At 42.8% G+C, this 17,704-nt stretch carries 13 protein-coding genes; 9 read left to right on the plus strand and 4 right to left on the minus strand.

The features are described from left to right. Positions 1–312: 312 nt before the first annotated feature. From KSX81_RS10895 to KSX81_RS10915, 5 genes are read left to right on the plus strand one after another with little or no spacing between them, the layout of a single operon-like run. Positions 313–1,485 carry a HEAT repeat domain-containing protein gene (locus KSX81_RS10895; RefSeq protein ID WP_004298140.1) on the plus strand — a complete coding sequence of 391 codons (1,173 nt, stop codon included), beginning with the start codon at positions 313–315 and terminating at the stop codon, positions 1,483–1,485. 5 nt (positions 1,486–1,490) lie between these two features. After that, positions 1,491–2,966, plus strand: coding sequence for a glycosyltransferase family 2 protein (locus KSX81_RS10900; protein ID WP_004298138.1), 1,476 nt, complete (start codon positions 1,491–1,493; stop codon positions 2,964–2,966). A 30-nt stretch (positions 2,967–2,996) separates the two neighbouring features. Beyond that, positions 2,997–5,966, plus strand: coding sequence for a hypothetical protein (locus KSX81_RS10905; RefSeq protein ID WP_004298137.1), 2,970 nt, complete (start codon positions 2,997–2,999; stop codon positions 5,964–5,966). Continuing rightward, on the plus strand, positions 5,941–8,094 hold the full coding sequence (locus tag KSX81_RS10910) for a DUF4838 domain-containing protein (protein WP_004313845.1): 2,154 nt from the start codon (positions 5,941–5,943) through the stop codon (positions 8,092–8,094). The genes KSX81_RS10905 and KSX81_RS10910 overlap by 26 nt, the downstream gene beginning before the upstream one ends. A 38-nt stretch (positions 8,095–8,132) precedes the next feature. Continuing rightward, a complete protein-coding gene (locus KSX81_RS10915; RefSeq protein WP_004322513.1) occupies positions 8,133–8,648 on the plus strand; it encodes a DUF1573 domain-containing protein in 516 nt (171 codons plus the stop codon). Positions 8,649–8,730: 82 nt separating this feature from the next. Here the strand turns inward: KSX81_RS10915 and KSX81_RS10920 are convergent, their stop codons facing one another. Both KSX81_RS10920 and KSX81_RS10925 read right to left on the minus strand, forming a co-directional pair. Further along, on the minus strand, positions 8,731–9,291 hold the full coding sequence (locus KSX81_RS10920) for a hypothetical protein (protein WP_004298133.1): 561 nt from the start codon (positions 9,289–9,291) through the stop codon (positions 8,731–8,733). A 111-nt stretch (positions 9,292–9,402) separates the two neighbouring features. Then, positions 9,403–10,686, minus strand: coding sequence for a DUF2851 family protein (locus tag KSX81_RS10925; RefSeq protein ID WP_004298132.1), 1,284 nt, complete (start codon positions 10,684–10,686; stop codon positions 9,403–9,405). A gap of 83 nt (positions 10,687–10,769) precedes the next feature. On the opposite strand from KSX81_RS10925, the gene dapB reads away from it, so the two are divergent. From dapB to KSX81_RS10945, 4 genes are all read left to right on the plus strand, one after another. Next, positions 10,770–11,534 carry a 4-hydroxy-tetrahydrodipicolinate reductase gene (gene dapB / locus KSX81_RS10930; RefSeq protein ID WP_004298130.1) on the plus strand — a complete coding sequence of 255 codons (765 nt, stop codon included), beginning with the start codon at positions 10,770–10,772 and terminating at the stop codon, positions 11,532–11,534. Between the two features lie 35 nt (positions 11,535–11,569). Beyond that, on the plus strand, positions 11,570–13,054 hold the full coding sequence (lepB, locus tag KSX81_RS10935) for a signal peptidase I (protein ID WP_004324267.1): 1,485 nt from the start codon (positions 11,570–11,572) through the stop codon (positions 13,052–13,054). A gap of 42 nt (positions 13,055–13,096) precedes the next feature. Then, the gene (gene lepB / locus KSX81_RS10940) at positions 13,097–14,038 is read left to right on the plus strand and encodes a signal peptidase I (RefSeq protein ID WP_217726085.1); all 942 of its coding nucleotides are present in this window, start codon (positions 13,097–13,099) and stop codon (positions 14,036–14,038) included. A gap of 80 nt (positions 14,039–14,118) precedes the next feature. Continuing rightward, complete coding sequence (locus KSX81_RS10945) at positions 14,119–14,757, plus strand: WbqC family protein (RefSeq protein WP_004298125.1); 639 nt, start codon at positions 14,119–14,121, stop codon at positions 14,755–14,757. Between the two features lie 92 nt (positions 14,758–14,849). Here the strand turns inward: KSX81_RS10945 and KSX81_RS10950 are convergent, their stop codons facing one another. Together KSX81_RS10950 and KSX81_RS10955 are read right to left on the minus strand one after the other, a co-directional pair. Next, the gene (locus KSX81_RS10950) at positions 14,850–16,298 is read right to left on the minus strand and encodes an ATP-binding protein (protein ID WP_004298122.1); all 1,449 of its coding nucleotides are present in this window, start codon (positions 16,296–16,298) and stop codon (positions 14,850–14,852) included. Positions 16,299–16,531: 233 nt separating this feature from the next. Then, positions 16,532–17,020 carry a hypothetical protein gene (locus tag KSX81_RS10955; protein ID WP_004298120.1) on the minus strand — a complete coding sequence of 163 codons (489 nt, stop codon included), beginning with the start codon at positions 17,018–17,020 and terminating at the stop codon, positions 16,532–16,534. Between the last annotated feature and the right edge of the window lie 684 nt (positions 17,021–17,704).

The raw sequence follows: 17,704 nt of genomic DNA on the forward strand, positions 1-17,704 counted from the left end.
TTAAATTTATTGTTTGTTTTTGTTTCGCATGAGAACCTGGCTTATCACACTTATTTTCAGGCTCCATTTGTTAACTTATCAAAAATATATTTAACGCCTAATAGCTTTTTGCTTGCCTTTATTTGTAATTTCAATCCTTTCCATCGAGAATAATCACAAGAGCTAAAATAGGGCTCAAAAAGCCTGTTCATGAACAATGGATAATATATACAAGTTATTTCGTATATTTGCATTAGACAGAACATTCAATACAACAAATATAGAACTTTTATTCCGAATATACAAGTTCTATATATAAATATATCAAGGGAAATGGATCAAGTACTGTATGGTATAGATTACATAGAATATTATTTCTATTGGATATATTACAAGTTTATTGGCTATCCTTTAATCATAAGAATATGCTCAATTGCTGTAATGTTTTGTATTATTGCGTACTTATTTCTCCTATTCCATATTATATATGGTATATTTAAAAGGCGAAAAGAGAAGCGGAAATACAATAAAGCATTTGATAAGTATTATGAAGAAATGAAATCTATCTCACTAGATTCCAACACATTGAGTGAAGAAGAGATAGCTGACAGATTAGAATATGATACGAAAAAGCGCCCGAAACCTAACGAGTTACGCATTATCACTCAACTATTAACAGAAATCAAGAGTGTGCATGAAGATGAGATCAATGAACTAAACTATCAAACGATTCAAACCGTATTCCAAATCACACGTTTCCTTGAACGCGAACTTCAATTCGGTTCCAAAAGATCAAAGATACAAGCTCTGAAACTTATTCAGTCCATCAATGGCTATGCCTCTGAAGCGGTATTGGTGCGTTTCCTCTATCATCGTGAACTAGAACTAAGAAACTCGGCACGCTATACTTATATGTGGTTAAGCCAGGGTGACCCGTTCCGCTTCTTCGACGAAGACATCGGCATGAAGTTAAGGCAATGGGACATGATGGAGTTACACGCTATCTTGGAGCACCGTAAGAAAGTGGGATATAACACACCCACCTTTATTAAATGGGTGAATACTTCAGCTGAAGAAAACGTTAAGATATTCTTTATCAACGAAATCCGGCTATATAATGAAACCGAAAGTGCCCCAATTCTCGCGAAGCAACTCAATGCCCGTTCTGTGGAAATACGAGGTGAAGCGATCAAGACTTTAGGTAAACTAAAATACAAAGAGGTTGAACCTAAGCTGATTGAAATGTATAATGTACAACCGGAAGAAGTCAAACGACAAATCATTTCGGCTATTGCGGATCTAAAGACCGATAAGGCTTTAGGATTTCTTTACAATGCTTATGATGAAGCAGATAACTGGGGAACCAAGAGAGTCATACTCAAAGCCCTCTATGAGTATAGTGCAATGGGAAGGAAAACATTCGATCAATTGGAAAGAAAAGCAGATTCCCACACAGCTATATTGTTTGCCCACACCAAGCATCCGTTAATCAACCAGTTAAACTAGAGAACATGAGAGATATAATATTTACATTCTTCAATTATTTCGTATTCTTTTATACGAGCATGCTGGCGATATTCTTCGTCACATTCGCCTTCCTCTCTTTCATTTCTCTAAAACGGAGAAAGGATTACTATGTGGAAAGCTATATGCGGAAAACAATCAAGGAATCCCCCTATACACCGGGCATTTCGGTAATTGCTCCTGCCTTCAATGAAGAAAAGACAATCATTGATAATGTGAACTCCATGCTTGCATTGGAATATCCGCTTTTCGAGGTGGTTATTGTAAATGATGGAAGTACGGACAGTACATTGGAAAAGATGACCGAATATTATGAACTGGTAGAAGTGCCCTATGCTTATATCGAGCGAATCAAAACCAGACCGTTCCGAAGACTCCTCAAATCCTCCAACCCGAAATACAGCCGACTCATCGTTGTAGACAAAGAAAATGGAGGAACTAAAGCGGATGCATCCAATGCGGGTATCAACGTTGCTTCTCATCCTTATTTTATCTGCACGGATGTGGATTGCATTTTGGAAAAGTATGCTCTTTATCGTTGTATCTCGCCCATTATATCTTCAGAAAAACAAGTAATTGCAGTCAGCGGAACGATGTTGATGGCTAACGGATGCGTCGTGAAAGACGGACAAATCATAGACGTTAGAACTCCCCGTACACCGATTCCACTTTTCCAGAATCTGGAATACATGCGTTCCTATCTGATTGGTAAGATGGGATGGTCCGCAATCAATGGTATGCCGAATGTTTCCGGTGGATTCGGTCTTTTCGACCGTTCGGTAGCGATTGCAGCCGGAGGATACGATGCCCCCTCTTTTGCCGAAGACATGGACCTCATCACCCGCATGGTAGGATATATGTGCGACTTCTCCCGTCCTTATAAGATCGTACAGATTCCTGATACTTGTTGTTGGACGGAAGGACCTCCCAACCTGGCAATGCTTTACCGGCAACGTACCCGTTGGGCACGGGGATTGTTCCAGACACTTAATATCCATCGTAAGATGATTTTCAAAAAGACGTATAAACAGATGGGACTGTTAACTCTGCCTTATATGTTCGTTTTTGAGTTTCTGGCGCCGATCATCGAGCTCGTCGGTTTGATAGTATTTATCTATCTGGCCTTTACAGGAGCAGTCAACTGGAACACGGCATGGATGATTTACCTGACGATCTATACGTTCTGCCAGTTCCTTTCCATCGTTGTTATTACCTACGACTACTATGTCGGGATGCTATATAAAAGAGGATATGAATACCTGTGGATTATCATTGCGTCCATATTAGAGCCTATCTTCTATCATCCCATCATCACTTTCTGTTCATTGAGAGGATACCTCAGTTATCTGACCAATAGAGACTTCAAGTGGAAGAACATGGAACGTAAGGGATTCAAGCAGAAAGAAGAAAGTGCAGACGGTACTGATATAACGGCAATGAAGCCCGAACCTGCTACGATTTAAACAAGAAAGAAAGATTAAAGACAAGATAGAATGAACAGAGAATTTCTCCATAAGATCACCATATTAGGTTGTCTGTTTTTACTGATAACCTCTTCCTCCGGGACCGACAACGGATTCCAGACACCGGAGCAATATGCCCAGATTGTACAGGAGCATTTTGCGAACGAGGAATGGGAAGCAGGGAAAGAGCTGTTGGAGGAGGGCCTTCAGAAATACCCGAATGTTTCTGACCTTGAATGGCTCATGGGAAAATACTGGTTCCACGAAAAGAACTATGACCAGTCGCGTTATCATCTTGTCAAAGCGATAGATGACAATTACAACAACGTCAATGCCAAACATCTGCTGGTAGATGTAGAAGATATCACCGAGAATTATTCCAGTGCTATTTGTTACGTTAATGAGTTGCTGGAAGTGAATCCGTATTGGAGAGGTTTATGGCGAAGAAAGATTGAACTGTACCGCAAGCAGAACAACGATGTGGAAGCAGATCGTCTGTTGAAACGAATCAATCAGATTTACCCGAACGATACGATTCTAAGGAAGGATTATATCTACAGCATGGAGGTAGGCTACCAGCAAATGAAAAAAGGTGGTAACCGAAAAGAGGCTATCGAAAAGCTGACGGAGCTCATCAAAGTATCTCCTCAAAACGAAGAATATTATCTGGACATCATTAACCTGCATTTACAGGAAGGAAACCGGGAAGCTGCTCTAGGCTGGTCATCCAACGGTTTGGCTGCCATACCGGGAAGCGGTGCGCTTATCGTCAAAAGGGCGAGTATCCTTAGTGAATTGGCACGTTATCCGGAAGCTCTGGTGTTTATACGCGAGCAAATGCGAAGAAACAACAGCCCTGCCATACGGCGTATGTATAACGACCTGTTAATGGAGGCTGCCCGAGCAGAGAAGCAGCGGGATCCTTATGTATTATATGGCATGGCCTACGAAGGAGGTAATAAGAACAAGGAAGCATTAGACTACCTGCTGAACACTTCCGTCACCCGGGGATATACCGATGACGCACTCTTCTATATCAGAGAAGCTAAAAAACAATATGGCAACAATGATAAAGGAATTCTTTATAAAGAATATATGCTTTATCGCCAGATGAATGAGGATGATCTTGCCTATTCAACGCTGAAAAAGATGTATGAGATGTATCCTGATGATTATGATATTACGCTTGCCATGAGCGCACAACACATGAAGAAAGCTGAAAAACTGATGGAACTTGGTCTGTACGCAGAAGCATTGCCGCACGTATTGTTCGTTTCTCAAAAACATGTAGACGACAATGAAGTGAACGGTGCCGCATGGGAAAAAGCCTTGAGTTGCTATATCAATATGAAACGTTACAATGAAGCACTTGCAACATTGGACACCATCACTCTTCACTTCCCTGATTACGAAAACGGCACGTTGAAAAGGGCATTTATTCTCGATAAAATGGATAAAACCGAAGAGGCTTTGCAACTGTATCTATCTGCCATCGAGCAGAGTGATGAAGATATGCGCATTTTCTATGTTATCGGGTACGAGGAACTAGCAGTGCCGTACATCAAGAAATGTATGGAAGCCGGAGCTACGAAGAAAGCATACGAGGAATCTGTTAAGCTAATTAGCCTGAATCCATCAAGCGATCTCGGATTACGGTATGCCATCAATTCGTCCGGTTTACTCGGAAAATACGATGAATTCGAGAAATATACAGCACAAGGAATCAATTATTATCCTGAAGAACCATTCTATCAGGCTAAAAGAGCTACCGTGCTTGAACGTGACAAGAGATACGAAGCTTCTTTGGAATTCCTGAAGCCGATACTCAACAAATACCCGAGCAACAAAGAGATTATAGGCGCATTCTCACAGAGCAGTGAATACCGTGCCCTGCAACTGACAAAGGCCAAAGAACCGGAAAAGGCTCTCGCTGTTCTTGATACAGCTTTGCTTTATGACAGTCAGAACAAATCATTGAAGTACACTAAGGGAGTGGTATATGAAGCCAACCGTCAAGCGGATTCAGCCTATTATTACCAAAAGTACTACGAGCCATCCATCATGGAATATCGCTCTTTCCAACGACATTTATCGGGCCTTAGAAGCATGATGCTCAAGAATGAGATTGCTTTGACCTATCTCCGTGCACGCTACGGAGAAGAAGATATCATTACCTCTGTTGCAACAGCCGAATATACCCGAAAAGGCCAGAAGAACAGCTATACAGGACGTCTCAACTATGCAGGGCGAAGTGGCTCGGCAAGCGACAGCATGGAAGCGGAAGAGCAGACACCGGGAGGAGTCGGCATTCAGGTACAAGGTGAGTGGACGCATCACTTCTCACCGAAGTGGAGCCTCACGGCCAATGCAGCCTTTGCGACCAAATACTTCCCGGACATAACGGCTGATGTCGCTTTACGGCATTATCTCAAGAATGATTGGGAAATAGGTGCGCATGTGGGTTATAGACGGGTAGCCGCCTACACAAAGCGTTATGAATGGAACGATGAATTCTTTGCAGGTGGCACCGGAGACAATGGCTATCTGTTTACGGGTTGGAATGAGTCAAAGACTAACCTACTCACTGTAGGCGGAGAATTAGCCAAGACCATTGAAGTGGTTCGTCTCAACACGAAGATCGATATGCACTTCTTCAACTCTAACTTCTATTACAATGCGCAGATTGGCGCCAAATACTTCCCGGCGAGCGATACAAAGACAAATATCAACGCCATGGCAAGCATCGGATCGGCACCGGAAACGGCCGTACTGGACTATGCGCTGCCCGGCTCTTTCTCTCACACCAATACCATGGTGGGATTGGGAGGTCAGTATATGGTCAGTCCCAACATTACCATAGGCTTGATGGGCACTTGGAACACCTATTATAACCAAACCAATACGGTGCGAGGGACAAGTCCGTCCAACCAGATAGAATCCATATCGACACGCTATAAAAACTTATATAACATCTATGCACAAGTTTATATTTCATTCTGATACGCTTGGCCCTGTATTGGCAGGAATGATATGTATTTGCTGCCTTTTATCCGGCTGCCGTATGCAGGCACGCACGGAGATGTTCCCATCTAAAGAAGGGTATCTCGTCACCATTGGTGAGGATCCGACCGACAGAGACACCCGGTGGGCGAAATACCTGTACGAACATCTCAAGAAGCGTGCAAACGACGATGAAATAGTAGCTTTTGGCGTTTCCGAAATGGACATGTGGCGCATCATCATACAGATAGACCCAACATTGCAGAGAGGATTCAAAGTAGCCTGCAAAGGCTCTGATATCAGACTGACCGCAAGTGACGACAAACAAATGTTATGGCTGCAATACCAACTGATAAAGAAGATCAGCAAAGAAGACCCGCGTATAGACGGTTCGGATCTTCCTCCCGCCCTTATCAATCTCAACGATACTTGCGGAGCTTTTGCATTTGACTATCAAAGTATTTATTCTCCATACGGCCTGAACGCCGATCATACAGGCGTTATCGGCCTGAACAACTTTGATGACAGCTGGGGAATATGGGGACACAACCTGCGAAAAGTCTTGGGAAAAGATGCAGAGAAAGTATATGCCACCATTCACGGGAAGACAGATGACTCACAACTGTGTTTCTCTTCCGAGGATATGTATCGCCAGATAGAAAGTTACATCGTAGATAACTTCGGTGAAAAGGGGAATTTCCGTTTTGTAATCGCACCGGATGATACTCCGTACGCCTGTACGTGTGCCACCTGCACCGCATTGGGAAATACAGAGAAGAACGCAACTCCCGCCGTTACGGAACTGATCCTCCGCCTGTCGCAGCGTTTTCCCAAACACACGTTCTTTACGACTTCCTACCTGACTACGCAACAAGTCACAGACAAGCAGCTCCCGCCTAACGTCGGGGTAATTGTCAGCGCTATCGACTACCCGCTCCGCCGGACAGACGGCAAGGACGAGCAAGACAAGAAATTTGCGGAACAACTCGACAACTGGAAGAAAGTAACGAACAACATCTATATATGGGACTATATCAACAACTTCGACGACTACCTCACTCCTTTCCCCATATTAAAGATAGCCCAGCAAAGACTCCAACTTTTCAAACAACACGGAGCCAGCGGCATATTTTTCAACGGAAGCGGTTACAGCTATTCTTCCTTCGATGAAATGAGGACTTTTGTATTATCAGCCCTTCTTATCAACCCGGAGCTTCCGGTTGATGAGTTAATTAAAAGCTATTTCAATCAGGAATACCCGGTATCCAAAAAATGGCTGTACGATTACTACACAGAGCTAGAAAACAACGCCCAATCCGGAAAGCGGCTCGGACTTTACGCCGGTATCAGAGAATCGGAAAAAGGATTCCTCTATCCGGAGAAGTTTATCAAATTCTATGATGAAATGGGAGATTTTGTATCCGAAGCAAAAGGGAAAGAGCGCAAAAAGCTGCACGAGCTCCAGACCGCCTTGTCTTTCACGCGCATGGAATTAGCACGTGACCACAGTTTCGACGCTTACGGATATGCCAAGCGGAATGGAAAGGATATTCAACCGCTTCCCCAAGCTCGTAAATGGGTCACCCAGCTCAAAGAGCATCAAGCATTTGCCGGAATGGGATATTATAATGAGTCAGCTTATGAGATTGACTATTATATAAAGGAATGGGAACAATATATACTTGCTTCCGACATAAAGAAAAGTTTGTTTCTGGGAATGCATCCTTCCGCAACCCCTAAACTAAATAAAAATGATTCAAAGAAACTGACCGATGGCACTCACGGTTTACCCGGAGACTATCATTGCGGTTGGGTTATCATTCCGGGAGAAGAATGTACCATCAACCTGCCGGTTAAAGGACTCAATGCATCAGGAACATTCTATATCAGTTTTTTGAATCTTCCCCGCCATCGCATCTATGCTCCACAGCAAGTTCAACTGTTGAAAGACGGAGTAGCCTATAAAACAATAGACTTAAAACCGGAAGACTCCCCAGAAAAAGGAGAAATGATGAAAGCCACCGTTCCGGCAGACTTGAACGGAACAGAACAATTAAGCATAAAAATCAGTTGTTTAAAGAAGCCGGGAACGCAAATGGGTATCGATGAAATTGCATTCATCCCTTAAATGCTGAAAAAGTGATATAACAAAAATAAATGGCAACAATGAATAAATCTATATTCTATATTTTACTACTGACGGCACTTCCGCTCTACTTTACAGGGTGCAGAAAGGAAGTACGTCCCACCAGCATGACGATAAAAGATTCCGTCAGACACTATTACCCTATCAAGCAAGGTCAGCAACTCGATATCATGTTTACCATCACCAACACGGGAGACGCTCCGTTAATCATTTCAGAAATGCAACCTTCCTGTGGCTGTATCATTCTGGATAAAAGTTCGCATATCATCATTCCCGAAGACGGTATCAGGCAATTCAAAGCAACCTACAACAGCATCAAGAATGTAGGCGAAGTTGTTCACCGCATCCGGATTTTCGGCAATATGCTCCCAAATGGAAAAGCAGAACTAAAATTTGATGTTAACGTAGTCCCCGACGCAGATTATACACGTGATTATGAAGAACTCTATCAGGATTTCAACACTAAAAACGGCATTGTCAGGGAAATGGTAGACGGAAAAGAATCCGAACTAGGATATTATGTAGGAGAACCCTAATAATAAGTATTAAGTATCAAGTATTAAGTATTAAATGACTGGCTAATACTTGATACTTAATACTTGATATTGATACTTATCTCTACGGATGTATTTCTTTGAATGCGGCATTTTCTTCTTTCACATTCTGAATAGTCTGTTTTAACTCCCCAATCGGCAAGTCATATCCATACCAGCCTGTATAGCAATCCACCACATACCATTTCCCGTCAGCCTGCAATTCGAACTCGACACGCAAATCCACTTCGGACTCTTCATAGCCCGCTTCAAAGATTTTGTGTTTCGGTTCATTCAGCGTAAACTTGGAGACATAGATTCCCCCTTCTTCCTGGGTGATACGTTCTTCCTTCATGGTTTCGCTATCCAGCAACGGCCATTTTTCCTTAGTGAAAGGGAACGTCTTTTCGGTTTCGCCGTCATCTGCCAATAAAGTAATCGGGGTCTTTAATGGGAACTTGACACGAGTATACTGGAAGGCTGCACTGGAAGTAAATTTATCCAGAAATGATTTGAAATCTTCACCGTCTTGCGTAGTCAGTTCACTATCGGCTTTTGCCTTGGAACTATTACCGCAGGAGATAAACGAAACACCGGCGAACAGCAGCATAGCCAGCAAGCAGCATACAAACTTTTTAGCTCTCATAACACTATACAAATTAAGAGTTTAATTGACGGCGCAAAGATAATGACAAGTTTGGCATCTTGGTTATTTTAAGAACTAAATATTTGCGTCTATATAATCAATTTCCCGAATCTATGTATGTTTCAGATATTCATAACCGAAGCGACAGTACAGACACTTTCGCTTATCACAATACTCTTTTTGCAACTGTATCAATGCCTGACTATCCGCCGCACTGACAACCGGAAGCCCGGCATCGCTCCACGAGCGGATAATATGATTACTCTCCGCCTTCAATTCTTCCAGAAAACGTCCGGCACGTTCACACATTCGTTCATCTGTCTTATGCAGACCGTATGTATAAAGAAAAGGAACCACTGTATTAATGATAATCAAATCCTTGGAACGCTCTCCCATCGTCTTCTCCTTTTGTGAAGACGGTCGCCCGAATAAATAATGATTTTCCCAATAGGGAGACGTACGGGCATCCAGCAAGGTTCTCACATCCGCCAGAGTTTCCGCTTCCAACAAACGTGAAAACAACTTATCCCCTTTCTGATAGAGATAAGCTAATTGCGCCAAGCGAATATGCGGAAAGTTTTCCGGACGAAGCCGTAGAAAACGCCATAACGTAGCGTCCATCCCCTGCCCGATTTCAAACTTCCGCTGCAAATAACGGAACTCCTTGCAAAGACGGAGACTATACTCGTCTTCCTGTTCCTTTTTCAGAAACGTTTCTTCCAACAATCCCGCCAAACCATAGAAAAAAGCCTCTATCTGAAACAAATCATTCCGGTGCTTATCCAGCGCACGAAACGGCAGTAATCCCGCCCACGTTTCGAAAGCATCCCCATTCAAGCCAAAACCGAAATTACGGGCAAGGGTGATAAAGAATGCATCTTCCCAATTACGGTTACAAAGCGCGAGACGCTGTGTGATTAATCGGGCTTTCTGCTCCAAACGTTCTGTTTGCAAAGCGGTCAGCCAGGAATGAATGGTAAGTTTGGGAAGAGAGGCAAGGATGGGATGGCAAGCCGGATACTGATCGGCTACACAAAGTTCATGGTAATGCAATCGCACATTTTCCGGGCAAGTCAGTAACAGTTGCGGTATCTGTTCACCGTTGGTACGGGTTATTTCCGTATCTGCTTCACTCACTACATGGAGAATCACAGAGTCGTATGCTTTGTCAGAATGATGTCCGTGGCGAAACCAGTCGGAAGAATGTGTATGTATTTCGATGTTTCCCACCCATAAGGCGCCGTCAATCTTTAGTTTCGCGTTGAAAAAGTCGGGACCGGCGTTGGGGTTTTGCAGACCGGGGTCAATCACTTCTACCGGTAAGCCGTTGGTGGTTTGCAGTACTTTCAGGGGAAATAATTTATGTTTCCACACGTAGTGGAGAAGATGTTCCATGTTAACAAGACGTTAATGTGCGCTGCAAATGTAATAAAAATCTTATCTTTGCGACTATTATTTTGAATATAAGTCAGAAAACAATGAAAATAGCACTGATCGGTTACGGAAAGATGGGCAAAGAGATAGAAAAGGTTGCCCGTAGTCGCGGACATGAAATCGTCTGCATCATTGACATCAATAATCAGGATGACTTCGAATCGGAAGCATTCAAATCGGCCGATGTGGCCATTGAGTTTACCAATCCGATGGTAGCTTACAGCAATTATATGAAAGCGTTCAAAGCCGGTGTGAAACTGGTATCGGGCAGTACCGGATGGATGACCGAGCACGGCGAAGAAATCAAGAAGCTCTGCACGGAAGAGGGCAAAACACTCTTCTGGTCGTCCAACTTCAGCCTGGGAGTCAGCATCTTCTCCGCTCTCAACAAGTATCTGGCTAAAATCATGAATCAGTTCCCTGCTTATGATGTCACCATGAGCGAGACACATCATATCCACAAGCTGGATGCCCCCAGCGGAACAGCCATTACACTGGCGGAAGGTATTCTGGAAAAGATAGACCGTAAAGACAAATGGGTGAAAGGAACTTTCCTTGCGCCGGACGGAACCATTAGCGGAACCAACGATTGTGCTCCTAACGAACTTCCTATCAGTTCCATCCGTGAGGGTGAAGTTTTCGGACTTCATACCATCCGTTATGAGTCCGATGTAGACACCATTTCTATCACCCACGATGCCAAGAGCCGCGGCGGGTTTGTATTGGGAGCCGTATTGGCAGCCGAATATACTGCCACACACGAAGGTTTTTTGGGTATGAGTGATTTATTCCCGTTCTTGAATGACTAAAATATCAGAAGCTAGTTCTAAACAAATATAACATTATGAGACAAGCCACACGCGCACAATGGATCAAATGTGCCACTGCTATTCTACTTTACCTCATCTTCCTTATCTGGGTACGGAGTTGGTGGGGATTGATTGTTGTTCCTTTCATTTTCGATATTTATATCACAAAGAAAATTCCCTGGTCTTTTTGGAAGAAGTCGAAGAATCCAGCTGTCCGCAGTATCATGAGCTGGGTAGACGCCATCGTGTTTGCGTTGGTTGCTGTCTACTTCGTCAATATCTACATCTTCCAGAATTATCAGATTCCTTCTTCTTCATTGGAAAAATCATTGCTGGTGGGCGACTTCCTGTATGTGAGCAAGATGAGTTACGGTCCCCGCGTACCAAACACTCCCCTTTCCATGCCGTTGGCACAACATACACTACCTGTCTTCAATACTAAATCATATATCGAGTGGCCACAATGGAAGTACAAACGGGTACCGGGCTTCGGCAAAGTGAAACTGAATGACATTGTTGTCTTCAACTTCCCCGCAGGAGATACGGTAGCAGTGAACTACCAACAGACAACGGACTTCTATACGCTGGCTTACGGCGAAGGACAACGTATCTATTCCAAACAGATTGAAATGGATAGTCTGACACGCGCCCAGCAACGTGCCATCTATGATTTGTACTATGCTGCCGGACGTAAACAGATAATGAACAACCCGCGCACTTACGGAGAAGTCCTCTGGCGTCCGGTAGACCGTCGCGAGAATTATGTGAAGCGTTGTGTCGGCCTGCCCGGTGACACCCTTCAGATTGTAGACGGACAGGTGATGATTGACGGTAAAGCGATTGAGAACCCCGAAAACCTGCAATTCAACTATTTCGTACAGACCACTGGTCCGTACATTCCCGAAGATATGCTTCGTGAACTGGGTATCAGCAAGGACGACACCATGCTGATAGAAGACTCCGGCTGGGAAAGCGGACTGCTGGAAATGGGACTGGACAGCCGGAATGCACAAGGCAAACTAAACCCGGTATATCATTTCCCGCTAACCAAGAAGATGTATGAAACGCTTTTGGGCAACAAAAAGCTAATCAGCAAAATAGTAATGGAACCCGAAGATTATGCCGGACAGATGTATCCGCTCAATCTTTATACCAAATGGAACCGCAACAATTACGGTCCGATCTGGATTCCTGCCAAAGGAGCTACCATTACCCTCACAGAAGACAACCTGCCTATCTATGAGCGTTGCATCGTAGCCTACGAAGGCAATAAGCTGGAAGTGAAACCGGACGGTATCTACATCAATGGTGAAAAGACCAACGAGTATACCTTCAAAATGGATTATTACTGGATGATGGGTGACAACCGTCACAACTCCGCCGACTCCCGTTATTGGGGTTTTGTACCCGAAGATCACGTAGTGGGCAAACCGATTGTTGTATGGCTATCGCTTGACAAAGACCGTGGATGGTTCGACGGCAAGATTCGCTGGAACCGCCTCTTCAAGTGGGTAGACTGATAAGTGTACGGATAGAATAGAGTGATAAGGTGATAAAAGTTGATGAACATTCGTAAATTCAAATGGATACTAGCATTTGCCGGAGCAGTAGCCGTAGTGCTTCTGCTCCGGGGATTTGCTTTCACGTCCTGCCTTATCCCTTCCACCGGCATGGAGAATTCCATTTTTCAGGGTGAACGTATCCTGGTCAACAAATGGAGTTACGGGCTGCGGGTTCCTTTCATGTCGCTTTTCTCTTATCACCGCTGGTGCGAGAGTCCCGTGCATCGGCAAGACATCGTAGTATTCAATAATCCTGCCGGAATACGGCAACCTGTCATCGACCGTCGGGAAATCTATATCAGCCGTTGCCTCGGAGTGCCGGGCGATACATTATTGGTCGATTCTCTTTTCTCCGTTATTTCTCCGGAGGCACGATTCAATCCGGATAAGAAAAGACTTTATTCGTATCCCGCTTCAAAAGAAAATCTGATTACGTCACTCATGCATACCCTTTCCATCACCAACGACGGATTGATGGGAAGTAATGACAGCACCCATGTGCGCAGTTTCAGCCGTTACGAATATTATCTGTTAGAACAGGCCATGAATGGGAAAGAGAGTTTCGTCCAACCTTTGTCAAACAAAGAAGATGCCGAACCAAATCCGCTGATTGTCCCCGGAAAAGGGAAATTTATCCGGGTCTATCCCTGGAACATGACCTTGCTGCGGAATACCCTCGTGATGCACGAAGGCAAACAGGCAGAAATAAAGAACGACACTCTCTACGTGGACGGAAAACCCACACAACACTGTTATTTCACCAAAGATTACTATTGGATGGGGTCTAACAATACCGTCAACTTCTCCGATTCACGGCTCTTCGGATTTGTCCCGCAAGACCATATCATCGGAAAAGCCTCCATTATTTGGTTCTCCAAAGAAAAAGAAACAGGGTTGTTTGACGGATATCGATGGAGGCGTTTCTTCAGAACAGTGAAATGATCTTCCGGATCATAAAAGAAACACCCCCTTCATAATATCTCATAATATCCTTAATAACAGAGCCTCCTAAACGAATTAAAATGAAAGAAATGAACATCGCTTATTTATCTTCAGCCTATCTCGCTCCCGTTGAATATTATACCAAACTACTGGCTTATGACAAGGTATTTGTAGAACAATACGACCACTATATAAAACAAACCTACCGCAACCGGTGCACCATTGCCGGCCCATCGGGTGAGTTAGCCCTTTCTATCCCAACCGTAAAACCCGACACATTGAAGTGTCCGATGAAAGATATCCGCATCTCCGACCACGGCAACTGGAGACATCTACATTGGAACGCCATCGAATCGGCCTACAACAATACTCCTTTCTTTGAGTACTACAAGGACGACTTCCGCCCCTTCTATGAAAAGAAATACGAGTTTTTAATCGATTTCAACGAAGAACTCTGCCGGATGGTCTGTGAGTTGATTGATATTCACCCCACCATTGAGCGCACTTCCGAATATAAGATGGAGTTTGCTCCCGGAGAATCCGATTTTCGGGAAGTAATTCATCCGAAAAAGGATTTCAGGGAAGTAGATACAGAATTTGTCCCACAACCTTACTATCAGGTTTTTGAGTCCAAACTGGGTTTCCTGCCTAATTTGAGTATCATAGACCTGTTGTTCAATATGGGACCGGAAAGTCTGTTGGTACTGGGCAAACAATGACCTCACTTTTCTATCGGAATGTAAAGTTACATAAGTCTTTATAATTACCGAATATCTCACAGTAATGCCATTACTGCATTTCTTGTCATTTGTTATCCTTTCTTTATTAAAGACTTTCCTTTTTCAGTCAGGCGATACTTCTGCTTTGGACTTCTCAGTTGCTCCGGGAAAATAGGTTCTAGCACTCCTATTTCAATAGCGGGTCTTAAGTATTCTTTTGAAAAGTAACTACGATTTTTCAAGCCTAAAAGTTCCATCATTTCCTTAACGGAATATGTGCTATACTCAATAACATTTAATAGAGTCTGAACTTGTATGGTACTTATGTGGTACTTATGTGGTACTTGTACGGTACTTATGCGGTTATCCTCCCCATATCGGAAAATAAGTTTCACAAAACCATTAGATAACTCAAATTCCGGTTCTGGCAAGTTTGCTTTTTGACATTCTTTCGTCATTAAACTTATACCACGCCCCCAACTCTCTAATAATTTACGTCTGTAAAGCACATTGGCAATTAAAGGATTCTGTGGTTCTGAACAATGTTCGGATTTCATCTTTTCCATATCCCAATCACGAGGGAATGTACCCGGATTTTCGATTTCCACACGATCATCATAGATAGCTATTCCTACAGAGCCGCCAGGAGTTCGAAGTTGTCTATGACAAAGCGAATTGACAACCCCTTCCCGTATAGCTTTATAAGGAATCGTCAAATGCTCTTCTCGTTCCAACCCTTCGGTTGTACCCGACAGAGAAAGATGCTTAAATATAAAGGCCATTGCTGCATCAAGCAATTTGAACAGATTACCTTGCACGCGCTGATTATCCATAAAGATCATTTTATCCGTTCCTTTGAAACGTGCCAATCTCAAGAGGCATTGTGGATATTCTATCAGTTCCCGATTAGCAAACAGTATGGCTGCGGCATTGTTTAATACACCATTTGCCAGCAACCCGAATCTCTCTAAAATAACGGCAACATTGTTCCCCGTGTTCTCTGGTAGACGACCACATTCTATTCCAAGCCTCACCGTTTTTAAAATCTCATTCTCATCCATATCCTGTATAGAGAGTTTGGTGTTTTCAAACAATTCCCAACGGTATTTCGCTTCGTCACGAAGCATCAGCAATCGGTTGTACACCGCTTGCGGCATAATTGACGTCACGCTTTCTACACGATAATAAGGACGACCTTTATAGCAAAACGGACGATTTAACCTTGAATCATCGACATAAAGGGCTATTATCTTTTTATTGCTATCTGAAACAGGTATATAAGAAACTTGCACTGTGGCTGTTGGTTCCAATCTGTTAATAGCTTCCGCAATACACCTTTTAGTTACATCAGCAACTTCTTGTCCGATTATTTTCCCTTTGTCAGTAACACCGAATAAAACCGTTCCACCTTCTCCATTAAGGAAAGCGCAAAGTGTTTCCATTCCTCGCTCCAACTGTCCGGTGGTTTCTTTAAATTCCAGTTGTTCATTTTCAGTCTGAACAATCAGGTTTTTTATATCTTCAAGATTATCTATTTTCATACCATATATTATTGATTCACAAAAGTACTCTTTTTTTTGTAAGATAGTAGCATAGAAACAAGTTACTTCCCTACCAAGACAGTTCACACAATAGGTATATTGAAAAATGAAACCACCTTTATCTTCTTAAAAGGTGATTAAGGTTTAGCGATAGCATCATACATCATAATACTATAATCCCGTATCATACTCTCAACTAAACCATAATCACTAAATGAGCTCTATAAAGCTGTTTATACCGCTACTTCTTCACGATTCTTCTCTTCATTAGATTCTGCCGCATCCAACCGATTCAATAAGTATCGTACATTCTGAAGATGTATATTGTTATTCCGATCCATTTTTTTAAATTGCCAACTGTTTTTAGTGGTATTCAGTATACAATTCATTAACGTTCCCACTGCATCAGCACTCTGGAAACGATTGGTATTGGAGATTTGCGTATTCATCATGTGCGCGCCGAATCCTCTAATCACCTCTTTCACACTTATCGACTTATAAGTACGGATGGCTTCAAAGGCCGCCACATTACTATAAAGCGTATTAGCTAAATCCTCCAGTCTCTTTCGGTCTGTTCGTTCCACCAGATAGCTTTCAGGATTCATAAAACGATTGAGAGTCAGATAAAAAGCCATCATTTCATCATCGGATGAAAAGATAACGTGCATGAGTTGCGTCGCGTCCCCCGGACGGGCCTGCTGATTGCTTAAAACTTCTTCCATAAGAATTTTAATTAAATGGTGAATAAATTAAGTTTAATGGGGCGATACAGAAAGGTAGTTTTAAGGAATAAAAGAAGCGGTTCCGCCTGTCCCATTGCTCTTCACCATCCACAACAGGCAGTAGGTGCATTAACATCCTACATGGGGGTGCGAAACCGCCATATAGGAAAATGGGACAAGCATAAAAAAAGCTTGCCACACTAGATACAGCAGTTTCCCTGCTGTGGATTTTGATAAAGAGCATTGCAAAGATAGAATATAAAATCAGAAAAGAGAAAAGAAAATCAGTATTAATTGAAGTTTACAGCAATAAGCTTAAGACAGAACTTTCTAAAGCCTACTTGCAACTATAAGATTCATTTTGAAGGTTCACCGGTTTCACCTTTAGCTGAATGACTATAAATCAAAATCTTATGGTGAAAGAGGATGTAAAATACAGAAAGAACCATCTTTCACCTCCTTCACAAAGATAAAAAGCCGAGGGATAAATGACAAGATAGCACTGTGGAGATGCTTACATCATATAAATGAGTGTATACATCCAATTTGTTGGGTATATATATCCAATGTATTGGGCATATATATCCTGCACGTTGGATATATATATCCTACGTCTTGGGTATATATATCCAACAACTCAAGTATTAATAACCTAGATACAAAGTATTAATAGCCTATAACTCA

The sequence above is a fragment of the Bacteroides sp. MSK.18.37 genome, assembly GCF_019129155.2.
Taxonomy (GTDB): Bacteria; Bacteroidota; Bacteroidia; order Bacteroidales; family Bacteroidaceae; genus Bacteroides; species Bacteroides ovatus.

Bases quoted from the DNA above. Each gene is read 5' to 3' on its own strand.
- KSX81_RS10895 (WP_004298140.1), top strand. From the start codon at position 313: ATGGATCAAGTACTGTATGGTATAGATTACATAGAATATTATTTCTAT.
- KSX81_RS10900 (WP_004298138.1), top strand. From the start codon at position 1,491: ATGAGAGATATAATATTTACATTCTTCAATTATTTCGTATTCTTTTAT.
- KSX81_RS10905 (WP_004298137.1), top strand. From the start codon at position 2,997: ATGAACAGAGAATTTCTCCATAAGATCACCATATTAGGTTGTCTGTTT.
- KSX81_RS10910 (WP_004313845.1), top strand. From the start codon at position 5,941: ATGCACAAGTTTATATTTCATTCTGATACGCTTGGCCCTGTATTGGCA.
- KSX81_RS10915 (WP_004322513.1), top strand. From the start codon at position 8,133: ATGAATAAATCTATATTCTATATTTTACTACTGACGGCACTTCCGCTC.
- KSX81_RS10920 (WP_004298133.1), bottom strand. From the start codon at position 9,291: ATGAGAGCTAAAAAGTTTGTATGCTGCTTGCTGGCTATGCTGCTGTTC.
- KSX81_RS10925 (WP_004298132.1), bottom strand. From the start codon at position 10,686: ATGGAACATCTTCTCCACTACGTGTGGAAACATAAATTATTTCCCCTG.
- dapB (WP_004298130.1), top strand. From the start codon at position 10,770: ATGAAAATAGCACTGATCGGTTACGGAAAGATGGGCAAAGAGATAGAA.
- lepB (WP_004324267.1), top strand. From the start codon at position 11,570: ATGAGACAAGCCACACGCGCACAATGGATCAAATGTGCCACTGCTATT.
- lepB (WP_217726085.1), top strand. From the start codon at position 13,097: ATGAACATTCGTAAATTCAAATGGATACTAGCATTTGCCGGAGCAGTA.
- KSX81_RS10945 (WP_004298125.1), top strand. From the start codon at position 14,119: ATGAAAGAAATGAACATCGCTTATTTATCTTCAGCCTATCTCGCTCCC.
- KSX81_RS10950 (WP_004298122.1), bottom strand. From the start codon at position 16,298: ATGAAAATAGATAATCTTGAAGATATAAAAAACCTGATTGTTCAGACT.
- KSX81_RS10955 (WP_004298120.1), bottom strand. From the start codon at position 17,020: ATGGAAGAAGTTTTAAGCAATCAGCAGGCCCGTCCGGGGGACGCGACG.